The organism is Agromyces sp. CCNWLW213, from assembly GCF_037199545.1.
In the GTDB taxonomy this organism is placed as follows: Bacteria; Actinomycetota; Actinomycetes; order Actinomycetales; family Microbacteriaceae; genus Agromyces.
Window position 1 is genome coordinate 209401 of the sequence record NZ_JBBBDX010000005.1, and the last position, 14756, is coordinate 224156.

Genomic DNA, 14756 nt, shown 5'->3' on the forward strand with positions numbered 1-14756 from the left:
CGCCATGCGGCCCCGAAGGATCCTCACCCCGTGGGTGCTCATGGCTCCGGCGCTCGCCGTTGCGCTGATCTTCCACGTCGTGCCGTTCTTCCGAACCGTCCAGCTGTCGTTCACCGACTTCCGGCTGGCGTCCGGCGGGCAGTACGTGGGTCTGGAGAACTTCGGGGCCCTCGCCACCTCCGACGTGTTCTGGCTCTCCGCCGGCAACACGCTCCTCTACGTGGCCGTCGTGGTGCCGCTCCTCGTGGTGCTGCCGCTGCTGCTGGCCATGCTCGTCCAGCCGAAGATCCCGGGCATGGCCTTCTTCCGGGCGTCGTTCTACACGCCCGTGATCGCCTCGATGGTGGTCGTCGGCCTGATCTGGGTGTTCCTGCTCAAGGAACGCGGACCGGTCAACTGGCTGTTCCAGACGCTCAGCATCGTCCAGGAGCCGCTGCCGTTCCTCACCGACGGCACGCTGCTGCTCTTCAGCTGCATGCTCGTCACCGTCTGGAAGGGGCTCGGCTTCTACATGGTCATCTACCTCACCGCGCTCGCGAACGTGCCGGGCGAGCTGCACGAGGCCGCGCAGGTCGACGGCGCCGGCGGCCTCCGCCGCTTCTGGTCGGTGACCGTGCCGTCCGTCCGCCCCACGATGCTCCTCGTGGGCGTGCTCTCGGCGATCGCCGCCATGAAGGTGTACGCCGAGATCTTCGTCATCGCCGGTCCGACCGCCGGCCCCGGAGGCACCGTCCGGTCGCTGGTGTTCACGATCCGCGAGGTCGGCTCCGGCTTCGACGGCCAGGTCGGCTACGCCGCCGCGATGAGCCTCGTGCTCTTCGTGTTCACCATCGGCCTGACCGTCGCGCTCCAGAAGCTGAGCAGGGAGAACGTGGAAGCATGAGCGTCATCGAATCCACGGACGCCGCCCGCGACGCGGCATCCGCCATGCCCGCGAGCGGCGTCGACGCCCCGCCGCGGTTCCGCCGTCGCCGGCCCCTCGGTGCGGCGGGCGTCGCCCGGCGCGTGCTGCACTACCTGGCGCTGCTCCTCGTGCTCGCGCTGCTCGTCGGCCCGTTCCTGTACACCCTCGGCACGGCGCTCAAGGGCGACGCCGACAGCGTCTTCTCGTACCCGCCGTACCTGATCCCGCGCGACCCGACGCTCGAGAACTTCGCGAAGGTCGCCGACGTGATCCCGGTGTGGACCTTCATCGGCAACTCGTTCATCGTCGCGACCGCCTCGACCGTGACGAACATCCTCTTCGGCTCGATGGCGGGCTTCGCGCTGGCCCGGCTCCGCTTCCGGGGCAACACCGCGGCGTACCTCACCTTCCTCGCGACGCTCGTGATCCCGTTCGAGGTCATCTTCATCTCGGTCTTCCTCACGACCCGACAGCTCGGGCTCGTCGACACGCTGCTCGGCGTCATCCTGCCCTCCGCCGTCACCGGGTTCTCGATCCTGCTGTTCCGGTCGGCGTTCCTCTCGCTGCCGCGGGCCATCGACGAGGCGGCCGTGCTCGACGGGGCGACCGAGTTCCAGCGCTACTGGCGGGTCTCGATGCCCTCGATCAAGGGCACGATGGCCGTGGTCGGCATCTTCAGCTTCATGTTCGCGTGGGACGACTTCCTCTGGCCGCAGATCGTGCTGACCAGCCAGGAGAACTACACGCTCACGGTGGGCCTGCAGTTCCTCGCGGGGGCGTTCGCCGATGATCAGAAGGTCGTCGCCGCCGGCACGATGATCGCGGTGATCCCGCTCATCATCGCGTTCTTCTTCGCACAGAAGTGGTTCTTCCGCGGCGCTGGAGAAGGGGCGGTGAAGGGATGAGCATCGAGTTCGACCAGACGGCGGCGGAGGTGCCGGCGGACGTCGCCGGCGCGGCGCCGGCCGGACCCACCGCGCCGACGGCGCCCGCGGGTGGCGCTGCCGTGCGCCCCGACCCCGGTTCGAAGTCCGACGCGATCCGCGCGCGGCTGCGCGACGAGGTCATCGCGAACCTCTCGCCGCACGACCCGCTGCCGCCCGAGCGCGAACTCGTCAACCGCTTCGGGGTGAGCCGGGCGACGATCCGGCAGGCGCTCGCGCGCCTCGCCGACCACGGCTGGGTGTACCGCGTGCAGGGCTCGGGCACGTTCGTCGCCGACAAGGACCTCGTCACGAAGTCGCCGTACCTGACCTCGTTCTCCGAGGACATCTCCGAGCGCGGCATGACCCCGGGCTCGCGCGTGCTGCGCCTCGAGCACGGACGGGCCGACGAGCGCGTCGCGCGCGAGCTGCTCATCCCGACCGGGGCGCGGGCCGTGCACATCGAGCGCCTCCGCACCGCCGACGGCGCCCCGCTGTGCATCGAGAGCCTGTGGCTGCCCGAGTGGCTCACGGGCGACAACCTGGGACCGGAGCTGCTCGGCTCGCTCTACGAGTACTTCGACCACGCCGGAGCGACGCCCGCGCGGGCGCACCAGACCATCCGGGCCGTCGGCCTCGACGCCCAGCAGGCGGAACTCCTCGAGTCCGAGCCGGGCGCCCCGGCGCTCCTCGTCGCGCGCATCGTGTTCGACACGCACGGCCGCCGCATCGAGTCGTCCACGGGCGTGTACCGCGGCGACTCGTACGACTTCCAGATCAACGTGAAGCGACGAAGCTGATGCGCGCCGCTCCACCGTCCCTGCCGAAGGCGCGGGCCCGCACATGAGGATCGTGCTGGTGCCGCTCGACGAGCGGCCCGTCTCCGCGCGCCTTCCGGGGCTCGTGGCGGCCATCGCCGGCGCCGAGCTCGACGGGCCTCCGGCTGCGGCGCTGCCGTCGGTGCGCCGGCCCGGCGACCTCGGCCTGCTGTCGTCGTGGTTCGCGGATGCCGCGGCGCGCGCGGACGGCGTCGTGCTCTCGCTCGAGGGGCTCGGCTTCGGCGGCCTCATCCCGTCGCGCATCGGCGACGAGCCGCTCGAGCAGGTGCTCGCGCGCTGGTCGGTGCTCCGCGGCCTGCGCGTGCCCGTCCACGCCGCCGTCGTGGTGCCGCGGTCGCCGGACGCGCTCGACGCCTTCGAGGAGCCCGGGTACTGGGCGACCTGGGGGCCGTCGTTGCACGCGCTCTCGGCTCGCCTGGCCGGCGGCGCCGGCCCGGCCGACGGCGGGCGACCGGATGTCGCGGGACCCGTGCCCGCCGACATCCGCGCCGACTGGCTGCGTCGCCGGCTGCGCCAGCACGCCCTCGGGCTCGCGGCGCTGGGGCTGGCGGCCGACGGCACGATCTCGCGTCTCTTCGTCGGCGTGGACGATGCGGCCGCCCGGTCGCTCTCGGCCGCCGCGCAGGCGGACCTCGACGCGTGGACCGCGCGTCTGGACCTGCGCGACCGTGTCGTGGTCGGTCCCGGCGCCGACGAGACCGGCGCCGTGCTCACTGCTCGCCTGATCGTGGATCGGCTCGCGCCCGATGCCGGGCCGCGCGTGGCCGTCGCGTGCGCCGAGCCCGACGGCCTCGGCCGGGTCGCGCCGTACGAGACCGGACCGGTCGGCGCGACCGCACGTGCACAGGTCGAGGCGGCGGGCGGCGTGCTCGTCGAGGATCCGGCGGGCGCGGACGCCGTGCTCGTCGTGCACGCGCCCGACGGCACGGGCGGCGACTGGGCGGTCGCGCCCCCGGCGGCGACGGATGCCGCGGCTGCCCGCCGTACGGCGGAGCTCGCCGCGCGGCTCCTCGACTCGGGTCGCGCCGTCGCCGTGGGCGACGTCGCCCAGCCGAACGGCGCCGACCCGGCGCTCGTGCGCGGGCTCGCCGCCACCGGCGCCGTCGCTCGGCTCGACGGCTACGCGGCCTGGAACACCGCCGGCAACACGCTGGGCACCGCGTCGGCCCACCTCGTCACCGCGGTCGCCGCCCGGCGCGCCGGCGTGTTCGACGAGGCGGCCGCGGCGCGGCTCGTCCGACTCCGGCTCATCGAGGACTTCGGCTACATGAGCGTCGCCCGAGCCGCCCTGCGGCGCGAGCTCGGCTCGCCCGTCCACCGCCACGACCGCATCGACGACCCGGATGCCGCATCCGCCCTCGTCGCCGGTCGCATCGACGAGGCCGTCGCCTCGGTGCCCGGCCTCGGGATCGGGCCCGTCCGCCCGCAGCACGTCCGCTTCCCGTGGGAGCGCAGCTTCGAGATCGCGCTCGCCGATGCCGCAGGGGAACTGCCGTGAACGCGCCGGCGGGGACCGCCGAGCTGCGGGCGGACGTCGTGATCGCAGGCATCGGCCTGGGTGCGATCGCGGCCGCGATGGCGGTGGTGCGCGCGGGGCGCACCGCCGTCATCGCGGGGCCGGAGTCCCGCATCGGCGGACAGGTCACCGCGCAGCTCACCGCACCGCTCGACGAGCATCCGCACATCGAGACCGCCGGATGCTCGGCCTCCTACCGGGCCTTCCGCGAGGAGGTGCGGCGCGAGTACGGCGGCGTCGCCAACCCCGGCGGCGGCTGGGTGAGCCGGCTCTGCTTCGAACCGCTCACCGGCGAGCGGGTGCTCTCGAGGATGCTCGCCCCGGCGATCGACGCCGGGCGGCTCACCGTCGTGACGCGGGCCACCCCCGTCGAGGTCGAGCGGTCCGGCGATCGCCTCGTGGCGGTCCGGTTCCGGACGCCGGCCGGCGTGCTCCGCGTCGCGGGCGACGTCGTGATCGACGCGACCGAGACCGGCGACCTGCTCCCGCTGGCCGGGGTCGAGTGGATCGTCGGTTCGGAGGGTCGCGACGCGTTCGGCGAGCCGCACGCGCTGCCGGGCGGGCCCGATCCCCGCGCCGAGCAGTCCTGCACGATCGTCGCGGCCCTCGTGCGCGATGACGAGCCGGGTGCCGTCGGTGCGCCGCCGGAGGGCTACGCCGAGCTTCGCGACGCCCAGCCCTTCAGCCTCACGCTCGCGAACGACGCCGATCACGAGCACACCTTCCCCTTCTTCGATGATCGGGTCGAGCCGGGCTCCTTCTGGTCGTACCGCCGGGTCCGCGATCCGCGGCAGGTGGGCGGGCCGGATGCCGCGATCATCAACTGGCACGGCAACGACTGGTACGGCAGTCCGCTCACGGCCGAGCCGGAGCGGACGGATGCCGCCGCGCGCCGGCTCGCGGCCGCGTTCGTGCACTGGCTCCGGACCGAGGCGCCGCGCGGCGACGGTGCCGCAACGGGGTACCACGAGCTGCGGCTCGCCCCGGAGATCTCGGGCACGCCGGACGGCCTCGCCGAGACCCCGTACGTCCGGGAGTCGCGCCGTCTCGCGTCGGCCGAGCCCGTCACCGAGCACGACCTCGCTCCGGTGCCCGGGCTCGCGAGGGCCGCGGCCTTCGACGACGCCGTCGGGATCGCCTGGTACCACGCCGACCTGCACCCCCGCGTCGGCGGCCACGCGAGCGTGTACGCGCCGACCTCGCCGTTCCAGGTCCCGCTCCGGGCGCTCGTCTCGAGCATCGACGGCGCCCCGGCGAACCTGGTGGCCGGGGCCAAGGACCTCGCGGCGACGCAGGTGGCCGCAGCGGCCTATCGCGTGCACCACGGCGAGTGGGCCGTGGGCGAGGCGGCGGGTGCACTGGGCGCCGTCGCACTCGAGCGCCGCACGAGCCCGGCGGGCGTCGTGGCCGATCCCGCCGCACGGGTCGCCGTGCAGGTCGCGCTGCTGCGCGCGGACGTCCCCATCGTGTGGGCGACGGACCTCCACCCCGCGCACCCGGCGTTCGTCGCGGGGTCGCTGCTGGCGGCGCACGGCGGCCTCGACGCCGACCGCCTGGCCCGGCTCGACGTCCGACCGGACGAGCCCGCCGGCGCGGAGGCCGTCGCCGCCCTCTCCCGCGCCGCCGCCCTGCTCGCGGCGCGCTTCGACCTCGAGGCGCCGGCGCCGCCCGAACGCGCCGGCGCCTCCTGGGCCGATCTCGCCCGAGCCCTCGCCGACCCGATCCTGACCGCCGCGGACGCCCTCGGGCAGCCGGGAGCCCTCCACGGCGTGACGGCGATCCCGTCCCGCCACGACCACGAATGAGGACCATGCACCACATCCCGTCCCTCCTCGACCGGCTGCGCGGCCGCCTCGTCGTCTCCTGCCAGGCGCGAGCCGGCGAGCCGCTGCACGGACCCGAGCACATGACCGCGATGGCGCTGTCGGCGATCGCCGGCGGCGCGGGCGGCATCCGCTGCGAGGGACCGGACGACGTCCGCGCCATCCGGAGCGCCACCGACCTGCCCCTCATCGGGCTGTGGAAGGCCGGGCACGAGGGCGTGTACATCACGCCCACGCTCGAGCACGCGCTGCAGGTCGCCGAGGCGGGAGCCGATCTCGTCGCGATCGACGCGACCGCGCGGCCCCGACCCGACGGGCGCACGCTCGAGGAGACGATCGCGGAGCTCACCGCCCGCGGCGTCGCGGTCATGGCCGACGTGTCGACGCTCGACGAGGGCATCGCCGCAGCGCGCGCGGGCGCCGCCGTCGTCGGGACGACCCTGTCGGGCTACACGCCCGAGACGGCCGGCGTTCCCGGCCCCGACGTGGCGCTCGTGGCGGCGCTCGTGCGCGCCGTCGACGTGCCCGTCGTCGCCGAGGGCCGCATCCAGACCCCCGGGCAGCTCGCCGCCGCGTTCGACGCGGGCGCATGGGCCGTGGTCGTGGGCGGTGCGATCACCCGGCCGGCCTCGATCACCGCGGGGTTCGTCGACGCGATCCCCGCCGATGCCGGGCGCGGCGCCGCCGAACGGGGGCGACTCCATGTCTGAGCCGCGCGAGGGCGCCGGCGCGCCCGTCTGCCACGTCGTCACGCACGTGCACTGGGACCGCGAGTGGTACCGGCCGTTCGAGTCCTACCGCGCCCGGCTCGTCGAGCTCGTGGAGCAGGTCTGCCGCCAGCTCGACTCCGGTTCGCTCGAGGCCTTCCACCTCGACGGCCAGACGATCACGATGCGGGATGTGGCGGACCTCCGCCCCGACCTCGTCGACGAGGTGCGTCGCCACGTCCGCGCGGGCCGGCTCACGATCGGCCCGTGGCACGTGCTCGCCGACAACCAGCTCGTGTCGGGCGAGAACCTCGTGCGCAACCTCCTCGCGGCGCGCCGCCACGGCGCCGCGATCGGCGATCTGACCGGCATCGGCTACTCGCCCGACGCCTTCGGCCACCCGGCCGACCTGCCGCGGATCCTCCACGGGTTCGGCATCCGCACGGCGCTCGTCTGGCGTGGAGCCCCGCCCGAGCTCGCCGAGTTCCGCTGGCGCTCGCCCGACGGCTCGGAGGTCTATGCGGTGACCCAGCGCTACCACGAGGCGGAGGTGCTCTGGACGCCGGAGGGCCGCGACGATCGACTCGCGGCGTTCCTCGAGGGCGAGGCGGAGCGGCGACCCGACGGGCCGTGGCTGCTCATGAACGGCGGCGACCACCTGGCGCCGCGCGACACGACCGGAGTGCTCGCCGAGGTCGCCCCCGCGGTCGACGGCCGGGTCGAGCTCCCGCAGTCGTCGCTCGAGACCTTCTTCGACGCCGTCCGGGCCGAACGCCCCGACCCGGAGGTCGTCGAGGGCGAACTCCGCCGGCTCGGCGGCCCGGGCTCGTTCATCCTCCCCGGCACCCTCTCCGCGCGCGTGCACCTCAAGCAGGAGAACGCCCGCGCGGAGACGCTGCTGGAGCGGATCGTCGAGCCGCTCCTCGCCCTCGAGCAGCTCGCGCCCGCGGCCCCGGCCGAGTCGTCGGCCCCCGATGCCACGCCGCTCGACGGCTCGAGCGTCGGCCACCTCCGGCACGCGTGGGAGCTCGTGCTCGAGAACGCGCCGCACGACTCCATCTGCGGCTGCAGCGTCGACGAGGTGCACCGCGAGAACTCGGTCCGCACGGACCGCGTCGTGCAGCTCGCCGACCAGCTCGTGCGCCGGGCCCTGCTGCGCCGCGGCTACGACACGCGCGTGCACGGCGCGCCGGCGACGGATGCCACGCGGGTCGTCGTGTTCGCGCCGCCGGCCGCCTCCGGGCGCGAGGTCCCGGTCGAGGTCGAGGTCGTCGTCGCCCCGGACCGCACCGTCGTCGGCGCCACGGGCCCGGACGGCATCGCGGTGCCGATCGAGGTCGAGGATGACGGCGTCCGCCGTTCGTTCGAGGCCGACCTCGACCTGCTGCCCGACTCCGTGCTCGCGCGGACCCAGCGCGTGCGGTTCCTGAGCGCGGTCGCTCCGGGCGGGCTCGCGGTCTACGACCTGCACCTCGGCCCGGTCGACGGCGACACCGCCGCCGACGCGATCGCCGCCGCGGCCATCGACGAGCGGGTCGACCTCGGCGACGGGCTCGAGGTCGCCGTCGCCGCCGACGGCTCGTTCTCGGTGACGGAGGCCGCCGGCATCCGCCGCACCGGACTCGCGCGGCTCGTCGACGGCGGCGACCGGGGCGACACGTACAACTACGACCCGCCCGCCGACGACCGCATCGTCACGGCCGTCGCCGGGGATGTGCGCGTGCGGCGGACGCCGGTGCGGACCGTCCTGTCGTGGACGGCGACGCTCGACCCGCCGCGCAGCCTCGACGACGCCCGCGACGCGCGCGCGGCGGAGACCGTCGCGACCCCCGTGACCGTCGAGCTCGCCCACTGGCACGGCCGCCCGGGGCTCGAGTGGTCGGCCCGGTTCGTGAACGCCGCGCTCGACCACCGCCTGCGCGTCCACGCCCCGGTGCCCGGTGCCCCGGCGACGTGGACGAGCGGCCAGCACTTCTCGAACCTGGCCCGTCCGTTCGGGCCCGGGCTCGGCCCCCTGCCCGAGGCACCCAACCGCGAGGCGGAGATCGGGACGCACCCGGCCCACGGGTACGTCTCGGCCGGTGAGGGCGACCACGCCGTCGCGGTGCTCCTCGACCACGTGTCCGAGGTGCAGGGCCTCGAGGCCGGACCCGAGGGCGACGCCGAGCTCGCCGTCACGGTGCTCCGCAGCGTGGGATGGCTCTCGCGGTTCGACCTGCGGAGCCGGACGACGGGCGCCGGACCGGAGCTGCCCACGCCGGAGGCGCAGGAGCTCCGACCGATCTCCGCGCGCCTCGGGTTCCGCTTCGGCCGGGACGCGCACGACGCCTTCGCGCTCGCGGATGCCGCCGACGCCCGTCGGACGGGCGTCGTCGCGCTCCAGCTCCGACACGGCACCGATGCGCCGGAGGCTCCCGTGACCGCCGCGATCGCGGTCGACGAGGCCCTCGTGAGCGCGATGAAGCCCGCGGACGACGGCGACGGCGTGATCCTCCGACTCGTGAACCCCGCCGACTCCGCTCGCGAGGCGCGACTCACGGTCCCCGGGGCGGTGCGCGTCAGCCCCGTCCGGCTCGACGAGACGCCCGACCCGGACGCCGACACCACGCCGGAGCCGAGCCCCGGGCCCCCGTCGGGGGCCACCGCCGAGGTGCGCGTCTCGATGGGCCCGCACGCGACGCGCTCCTTCCGCCTGGAGGTCTTCGGGTGACCGGGGGAGTCCGCTTCACGCTCGACGCGGGACAGTCCTCGATCCGGCTCCGCGTGAGCGTGGCCGGCGCCGAGGCCCGCGAGCTGGTGCTCCCCGGAGTGAGGACCGACCGTTCGCCGATCGAGCAGGTCGCGGCGGTCGTCGAGGGCAATCGGGCGCTCGCGCCCGAATCGGTCGCCGTCGGCCTCTCGGGATTCGACGCCGCCCCGGACGCCGCGGGGCACCTCCTCGCCGCGGCGCCGTCGGTGCGCCGGGCGGCCGTGGCCCACGACTCGGTCACGGGGTACCTCGGCGCGAACGGCGAGTCGGAGGGGGTCGTCGCCGCCGTCGGCACCGGGGTCGTGGTGCTCGGCGTGGGACCGACCGCGATCGCGCGCGTCGACGGCTGGGGCGCGCTGCTCGGCGACGCGGGGAGCGCGTACTGGATCGGACGTGCGGGGCTCGATGCCGCGCTGCGGTCGGCCGACGGACGAGGACCCGCCAGGTCGCTGCTCGCTGCGGCGGTCGAGCGCTTCGGCCGGATGGAGCGGATCTACCTCGAGCTGCAGGCCGATCCCGACCGGGTCGCGAGGATCGCCGCGTTCGCACCCGCGGTGACGTCCGCTGCCGAGGCGGGCGACGACCCCGCGCTCCGCATCGTGGGCTTCGCCGCCCAGGAGCTCGCGGATTCGATCCGCGCGGCGCTCGAGCGCTCGGGCGCCGACCCTGCGACGGCCCGCGTGAGCGCCGTCGGCAGGGTGGTGACCTCGGCCGTGCTCCGCGACGCACTCCAGCGGGCACTGCACCACTCGGGGTCGGCCGGCGCCGGGCCCGGCCCGTTGCAGCTCGCGGAGCCCCTCGGCGAGCCGGTCGACGGTGTCGAACGCCTGCACGACCTCGGGGCCGACCATCCGCTCGCCGCGGCGGTCGTGACCGCGACCCGCTGACCCGCGCAGGGTCGAGCCGGCAGCGGATCAGCCGGTCGGGCGGTCAGTCCGGGGTGGGTGACGCGGGCTCGCCGGCCGGCGAGGCCGCTCGCGCCGCCTCGGCAGCCCGCTCCGCCCACCTGGGCGTGCCGCCGAAGCGGAACGGCGGCGCGAGCCGGCCCGCCGCGCTGTCGTCGATGAGCTGCGCGAGCCGCCGCTCGCGTGTCGACTCCTGCTTCGCCGAGAGCACCCAGTGGACCGCCTGGCGGCGGTACGTGGGCGTCGCACGGGCCCAGAAGGCGGATGCCGCGGCTTCCGCTGCGAGCCGGGACGCGGACTCCGGCGGAAGTTCCTGCTCCGGGTTCTCGTGGGAGTACACGCCGGAGCGGTCCTCCCGGCGCCGCTCGAACGCCGCGATGCCGGCCGGGTGCATGCGCCCCTCGGCCGTGAGCTGCTCGACGAGCGCGATGTTCACGGCCGACCAGATGCTCGAGGGCTTGCGCGGGGTCCAGCGCTGGCGGCGTGCGTCGTCGTCGATGCGCTGCGAGACCGAGTCGATCCATCCGAAGCAGAGCGCCTCGGGCACCGCCTGCTCCCAGGTCAGTCCGCGATCGGGCACGTGCCGCTTGTAGAGGCCCATCCAGAGCTCGGTCTCGGTCTCGTGGTTGGCCTCGAGCCACGCGCGGAACTCGTCGGGGCCGGTGAAGAACAGGGCCGGGCGCTCGGGAGTGCCGCCGGGCGTGCCGATCGTCGCGCTCGCGCTCATGGGCCGAGTCTGCCACCCGCCACCGACGCGGCGTCGGGGCGGACCGCGGGATCCGACGTCAGTCGCCGCTCGCGGCGCGCTGGGCGACGATCTCGCGCGTGATCCGTGAGATCAACTCGACCGGGAGCGGATCGGCGTGGCGGAAGACCACCGAGTCCTTGCCGGACCGACGCGGTGCGACCTCGGCCTCGAGCGCATCGGACAGCGGCGGCACCGGGTAGATGCCGATGTGCTGCTTCCAGCCGGCGAAGTGCAGCGCGTACCGCCCGCCGAGCATCACCGCCGCGATGCCGTAGCGCACGCGCTCCTCGGGCTCGGGGACCTCCGCGAGGATGGCGGCCCGCACGTCGGACAGGCGCACGGCGACGTCCTCCGGGAAGGACGCCACGTAATCGTCGACCGCCTGCGCCGTCATGGCGACCATGCTCTCATCCGGAGGCCGCCCGGCGGGGCGCCGCGGGCCGGCGAGCCGCTAGGGCAGCTCGAGCGCGGTGCCGCCGAGCGCGACCGCCGCGAAGCTGAGCAGCAGGCCCGTTCCGATGACGACCGCGGCGATCGCGAGCATGAGCGCCGTGCCGGCGAGCGAGGCCTTCGTCTCACGGCCCCGGGGCTGCTGGTCCGGTCGCTCGGGGGAGGTCGGGCGGTACAGCGTCATCGCGGGGTCCTTCGGTTCGCGGCGGGCGTGGCTCGCCTCCGATTCTCGCAGGTTGCCGCGTTCGCGACATCCGTTTACCATCGACTGAGCGATATGTGAATGGTGCGTTCGATTATCGAACATCGACCGCCGCACCACGCTCTCGGGCCACAACGATGTGAGGAGCACACCGTGCAGTTCCACCACCACGGATACGTCTCGGGCGACCCCCGCGTGAAGCCGGCCGCCGGCGTCGGCCTCGACCGGCCCGACGAGCTCCCCGACGAGGTCGACGTGCTGATCGTCGGCTCGGGGCCGGCGGGCATGATCGCCGCCGCGCAGCTCGCGCAGTTCCCGAACGTCGTCACCCGCATGGTCGAGCGGCGGCCCGGGCGCCTCGCGATCGGCCAGGCCGACGGCATCCAGGCGCGCAGCGTCGAGACGTTCCAGGCCTTCGGGTTCGCCGAGCGGATCATCGCCGAGGCCTACCGGATCACCGAGATGTGCTTCTGGAAGCCCGACCCCGCCGACCCGTCGAGGATCATCCGCACCGCGCGGCCGGCCGACGACCCGACCGGCATCAGCGAGTTCCCGCACCTCATCGTGAACCAGGCGCGCGTGCTCGACTACTTCGCCGAGGTCGCGGCCGACGGCCCGGCGCGATCGGTGCCCGACTACGGCTACGAGTTCGCCGGACTCGAGATCGCCGACGCGTCGGAGGGCGCCGAGTACCCGGTCGCGGTCACGCTGACGCACACCTCGGGCGAGCGCGAGGGGCAGCAGCGCGTCGTCCGCGCCAAGTACGTGCTCGGCGCCGACGGCGCCCACAGCACGGTGCGCAGCGCGATCGGCTGCACCATGAAGGGCGACAGGGCCAACCACGCGTGGGGCGTCATGGACGCGCTCGCCGTGACCGACTTCCCCGACATCCGCACGAAGTGCTCGATCCAGTCCGAGGCCGGGAACATCCTGCTGATCCCGCGCGAGGGCGGGCACCTCTTCCGCATGTACGTCGACCTCGGCGAGGTCGCGCCCGACGACGCGGGCAGGGTGCGCGAGACCACCCTCGACCAGATCATCGCGAAGGCGAACGACATCCTGCACCCGTACACGCTCGACGTGAGGAACGTCGCGTGGCACAGCGTCTACGAGGTGGGTCATCGCCTCACCGACCGGTTCGACGACGTGCCGACGGATGCCGCGGGCACCCGCACCCCGCGCGTGTTCATCGCCGGCGACGCCTGCCACACCCACAGCGCCAAGGCCGGCCAGGGCATGAACGTGTCGATGCAGGACGGCTGGAACCTCGCGTGGAAGCTCGGCCACGTGCTCGAGGGCCGCAGCCCCGAGAGCCTGCTCGCGACGTACTCGGCCGAACGCCAGGTCGTCGCGAAGAACCTCATCGACTTCGACAAGCAGTGGTCGACGATGATGGCCAAGAAGCCCGAGGAGTTCGCGAGCCCCTCGGAGCTCGAGGACTTCTACGTGCAGACCCACGAGTTCCCGGCGGGGTTCATGACCCAGTACACGCCGTCGCTCATCGTCGGCGAGCCCGCGCACCAGGAGCTCGCGACCGGGTTCCCGGTCGGCAAGCGCTTCAAGTCCTCACCCGTCACGCGCGTGTGCGACGGCAACCCCGTGCACCTCGGCCACCACGCGACGGCCGACGGCCGGTGGCGCATCTACGTGTTCGCCGACGCCGCGCCGCTCGGCGAGGGCTCCGCCGCGGTCGGGCTGGCGGAGTGGCTCGCGTCGTCGCCCGAGTCGCCGATCGCCGCGACGCCCGAGGGCCTCGACCGCGACGCGTGGTTCGACGTGAAGCTCGTCACGCAGCAGCCGCACACCGAGGTCGACCTCGGCGTCGTGCCGAGGGTGTTCCTGCCGCACGTGGGGTCGTTCCAGCTCGTCGACTACGAGAAGGTCTACGCCGCCGACCCCGCCGACGACATCTTCGAGGCGCGCGGCGTCGACCGAGCCGGTGCGATCGTCGTCGTCCGTCCCGACCAGTACGTGTCGCACGTGCTGCCGCTCACGGCGACGGCGGAGCTGGCGTCGTTCTTCGCGCCGATCCTGCGGACGGGCGAGCGCGAGCCCGCGCACGCCTGACGACGAGCCCGCCGATCGCCACCGCCACCGCGAGGGCGATCGGCGGCAGCGCGACCTCGGGTAGGAACAGCGCCATGCCGGTGACCTGCACCGCGTAGTCGAGCATGTCGAGGGGCGAGGAGGCGAGCACGCGCGTGCCGGCCGCGGCCGTGACGCCCGTGATGACCGCGGGTGCGATCCACAGCAGGAGCAGGCTCGCGAGCGCGGCGATCACGCGACCGATCGTCGCCACGCCGCACCACGCGATCGCGAGCCCGATCACCACGGCCGGCACCCACCGGGTCCAGGTCGCGAGGGCGAGCTGCCAGTCGGAGGGCACGGTGCCGAAGGGGAGGAGCAGCCCGCTCACCCAGGGGCCGAAGAGCACCGCGGCGATCGCCAGGCCGACCAGCGCACCCGCCCTCGGCGCGGCGGCGACGAGCCAGAACACGAGCGCGCCGACGAGGACGGAGAGCACGACGACGCCGAGCACGGCCGCGAAGTAGAGGTCGGATGCCGCGCGCGAGGCGTCGAGGCCGCGACGGACGACCGTCGCGGTCTGCGCGGCGGCGACGGCCTGGGTCGCGAGGAGCCCGACGAAGGCCGCGAGGACGCCGAGCCGCGGCATCCGGAGCCGGAGCCGGAGGGACCGTACGGCGACGCCCGCCGCCGCGGCCCCGATGACGAGGAGGGCGGCGACGAGCGACAGCGCGTACTGGCTGAACGGCAGCAGCACGATCGGCATGTCGTCGGGCAGGGTCTCGGCGGCCCACAGGTTCTGCAGCGGGAGGCGCAGGCCCGTGACGAGCCACGGCAGGAGGCCGAGCACGGCGGCGGCGACGCCGATCAGGGGTGGGATCCAGGCGCCCAGCGGGCGCGTCCGGTCGGCGTCGGTCGGGATCGGGTCGGTTCGGGTCGACACCTCGGCGACGCTACCCCCGACC

At 74.5% G+C, this 14756-nt stretch carries 12 protein-coding genes and 1 pseudogene; 9 read left to right on the forward strand and 4 right to left on the reverse strand.

Annotated elements, in window-relative coordinates; all coding sequences use genetic code 11:
• The first annotated feature begins 4 nt into the window (after positions 1-4).
• From WBQ80_RS11980 to WBQ80_RS12015, 8 genes are read left to right on the forward strand one after another with little or no spacing between them, the layout of a single operon-like run.
• The gene (locus WBQ80_RS11980) at positions 5-883 is read left to right on the forward strand and encodes a carbohydrate ABC transporter permease (RefSeq protein ID WP_336571749.1); all 879 of its coding nucleotides are present in this window, start codon (positions 5-7) and stop codon (positions 881-883) included.
• A complete protein-coding gene (locus WBQ80_RS11985; protein ID WP_336571748.1) occupies positions 880-1809 on the forward strand; it encodes a carbohydrate ABC transporter permease in 930 nt (309 codons plus the stop codon). The genes WBQ80_RS11980 and WBQ80_RS11985 overlap by 4 nt, the downstream gene beginning before the upstream one ends.
• Positions 1806-2627 carry a GntR family transcriptional regulator gene (locus tag WBQ80_RS11990; RefSeq protein ID WP_336571747.1) on the forward strand — a complete coding sequence of 274 codons (822 nt, stop codon included), beginning with the start codon at positions 1806-1808 and terminating at the stop codon, positions 2625-2627. Before WBQ80_RS11985 ends, WBQ80_RS11990 begins: the two co-directional genes overlap by 4 nt.
• A 43-nt stretch (positions 2628-2670) precedes the next feature.
• On the forward strand, positions 2671-4164 hold the full coding sequence (locus WBQ80_RS11995) for a DUF4127 family protein (RefSeq protein ID WP_336571746.1): 1494 nt from the start codon (positions 2671-2673) through the stop codon (positions 4162-4164).
• Positions 4161-5987, forward strand: coding sequence for an FAD-dependent oxidoreductase (locus WBQ80_RS12000; RefSeq protein WP_336571745.1), 1827 nt, complete (start codon positions 4161-4163; stop codon positions 5985-5987). The genes WBQ80_RS11995 and WBQ80_RS12000 overlap by 4 nt, the downstream gene beginning before the upstream one ends.
• A gap of 5 nt (positions 5988-5992) precedes the next feature.
• Positions 5993-6715 (forward strand): N-acetylmannosamine-6-phosphate 2-epimerase, encoded by a 723-nt coding sequence (locus tag WBQ80_RS12005; RefSeq protein ID WP_336571744.1) that lies wholly within the window; start codon positions 5993-5995, stop codon positions 6713-6715.
• Positions 6708-9422: a glycosyl hydrolase-related protein gene (locus WBQ80_RS12010; protein ID WP_336571743.1), complete on the forward strand. Its 2715-nt coding sequence runs from the start codon at positions 6708-6710 to the stop codon at positions 9420-9422. Before WBQ80_RS12005 ends, WBQ80_RS12010 begins: the two co-directional genes overlap by 8 nt.
• Positions 9419-10348, forward strand: a complete 930-nt coding sequence (locus WBQ80_RS12015) for a BadF/BadG/BcrA/BcrD ATPase family protein (RefSeq protein ID WP_336571742.1) — start codon at positions 9419-9421, stop codon at positions 10346-10348. The genes WBQ80_RS12010 and WBQ80_RS12015 overlap by 4 nt, the downstream gene beginning before the upstream one ends.
• Before the next feature lie 43 nt (positions 10349-10391).
• On the opposite strand, the pseudogene WBQ80_RS17025 reads toward WBQ80_RS12015, so the two are convergent.
• The 3 genes and pseudogenes from WBQ80_RS17025 to WBQ80_RS12030 all read right to left on the reverse strand — a co-directional run.
• Positions 10392-10619: pseudogene (locus tag WBQ80_RS17025) on the reverse strand (YdeI/OmpD-associated family protein); the annotation flags it as partial.
• 532 nt (positions 10620-11151) lie between these two features.
• Complete coding sequence (locus WBQ80_RS12025) at positions 11152-11508, reverse strand: iron chaperone (protein ID WP_336571740.1); 357 nt, start codon at positions 11506-11508, stop codon at positions 11152-11154.
• 57 nt (positions 11509-11565) lie between these two features.
• On the reverse strand, positions 11566-11748 hold the full coding sequence (locus WBQ80_RS12030) for a hypothetical protein (RefSeq protein ID WP_336571739.1): 183 nt from the start codon (positions 11746-11748) through the stop codon (positions 11566-11568).
• A gap of 171 nt (positions 11749-11919) precedes the next feature.
• Here WBQ80_RS12030 and WBQ80_RS12035 point away from each other — a divergent pair, with 171 nt between their 5' ends.
• Positions 11920-13833, forward strand: a complete 1914-nt coding sequence (locus WBQ80_RS12035; RefSeq protein WP_336571738.1) for an FAD-binding monooxygenase — start codon at positions 11920-11922, stop codon at positions 13831-13833.
• On the opposite strand, the gene WBQ80_RS12040 is transcribed toward WBQ80_RS12035, so the two are convergent.
• On the reverse strand, positions 13757-14734 hold the full coding sequence (locus tag WBQ80_RS12040) for a hypothetical protein (RefSeq protein WP_337282566.1): 978 nt from the start codon (positions 14732-14734) through the stop codon (positions 13757-13759). The genes WBQ80_RS12035 and WBQ80_RS12040 overlap by 77 nt on opposite strands.
• Positions 14735-14756: the final 22 nt, after the last annotated feature.

What these genes read in the sequence shown, in the direction of transcription:
- WBQ80_RS11980 (WP_336571749.1), top strand. Translation starts at nt 5, where the DNA reads ATGCGGCCCCGAAGGATCCTCACCCCGTGGGTGCTCATGGCTCCGGCG.
- WBQ80_RS11985 (WP_336571748.1), top strand. Translation starts at nt 880, where the DNA reads ATGAGCGTCATCGAATCCACGGACGCCGCCCGCGACGCGGCATCCGCC.
- WBQ80_RS11990 (WP_336571747.1), top strand. Translation starts at nt 1,806, where the DNA reads ATGAGCATCGAGTTCGACCAGACGGCGGCGGAGGTGCCGGCGGACGTC.
- WBQ80_RS11995 (WP_336571746.1), top strand. Translation starts at nt 2,671, where the DNA reads ATGAGGATCGTGCTGGTGCCGCTCGACGAGCGGCCCGTCTCCGCGCGC.
- WBQ80_RS12005 (WP_336571744.1), top strand. Translation starts at nt 5,993, where the DNA reads ATGCACCACATCCCGTCCCTCCTCGACCGGCTGCGCGGCCGCCTCGTC.
- WBQ80_RS12010 (WP_336571743.1), top strand. Translation starts at nt 6,708, where the DNA reads ATGTCTGAGCCGCGCGAGGGCGCCGGCGCGCCCGTCTGCCACGTCGTC.
- WBQ80_RS12025 (WP_336571740.1), bottom strand. Translation starts at nt 11,508, where the DNA reads ATGACGGCGCAGGCGGTCGACGATTACGTGGCGTCCTTCCCGGAGGAC.
- WBQ80_RS12030 (WP_336571739.1), bottom strand. Translation starts at nt 11,748, where the DNA reads ATGACGCTGTACCGCCCGACCTCCCCCGAGCGACCGGACCAGCAGCCC.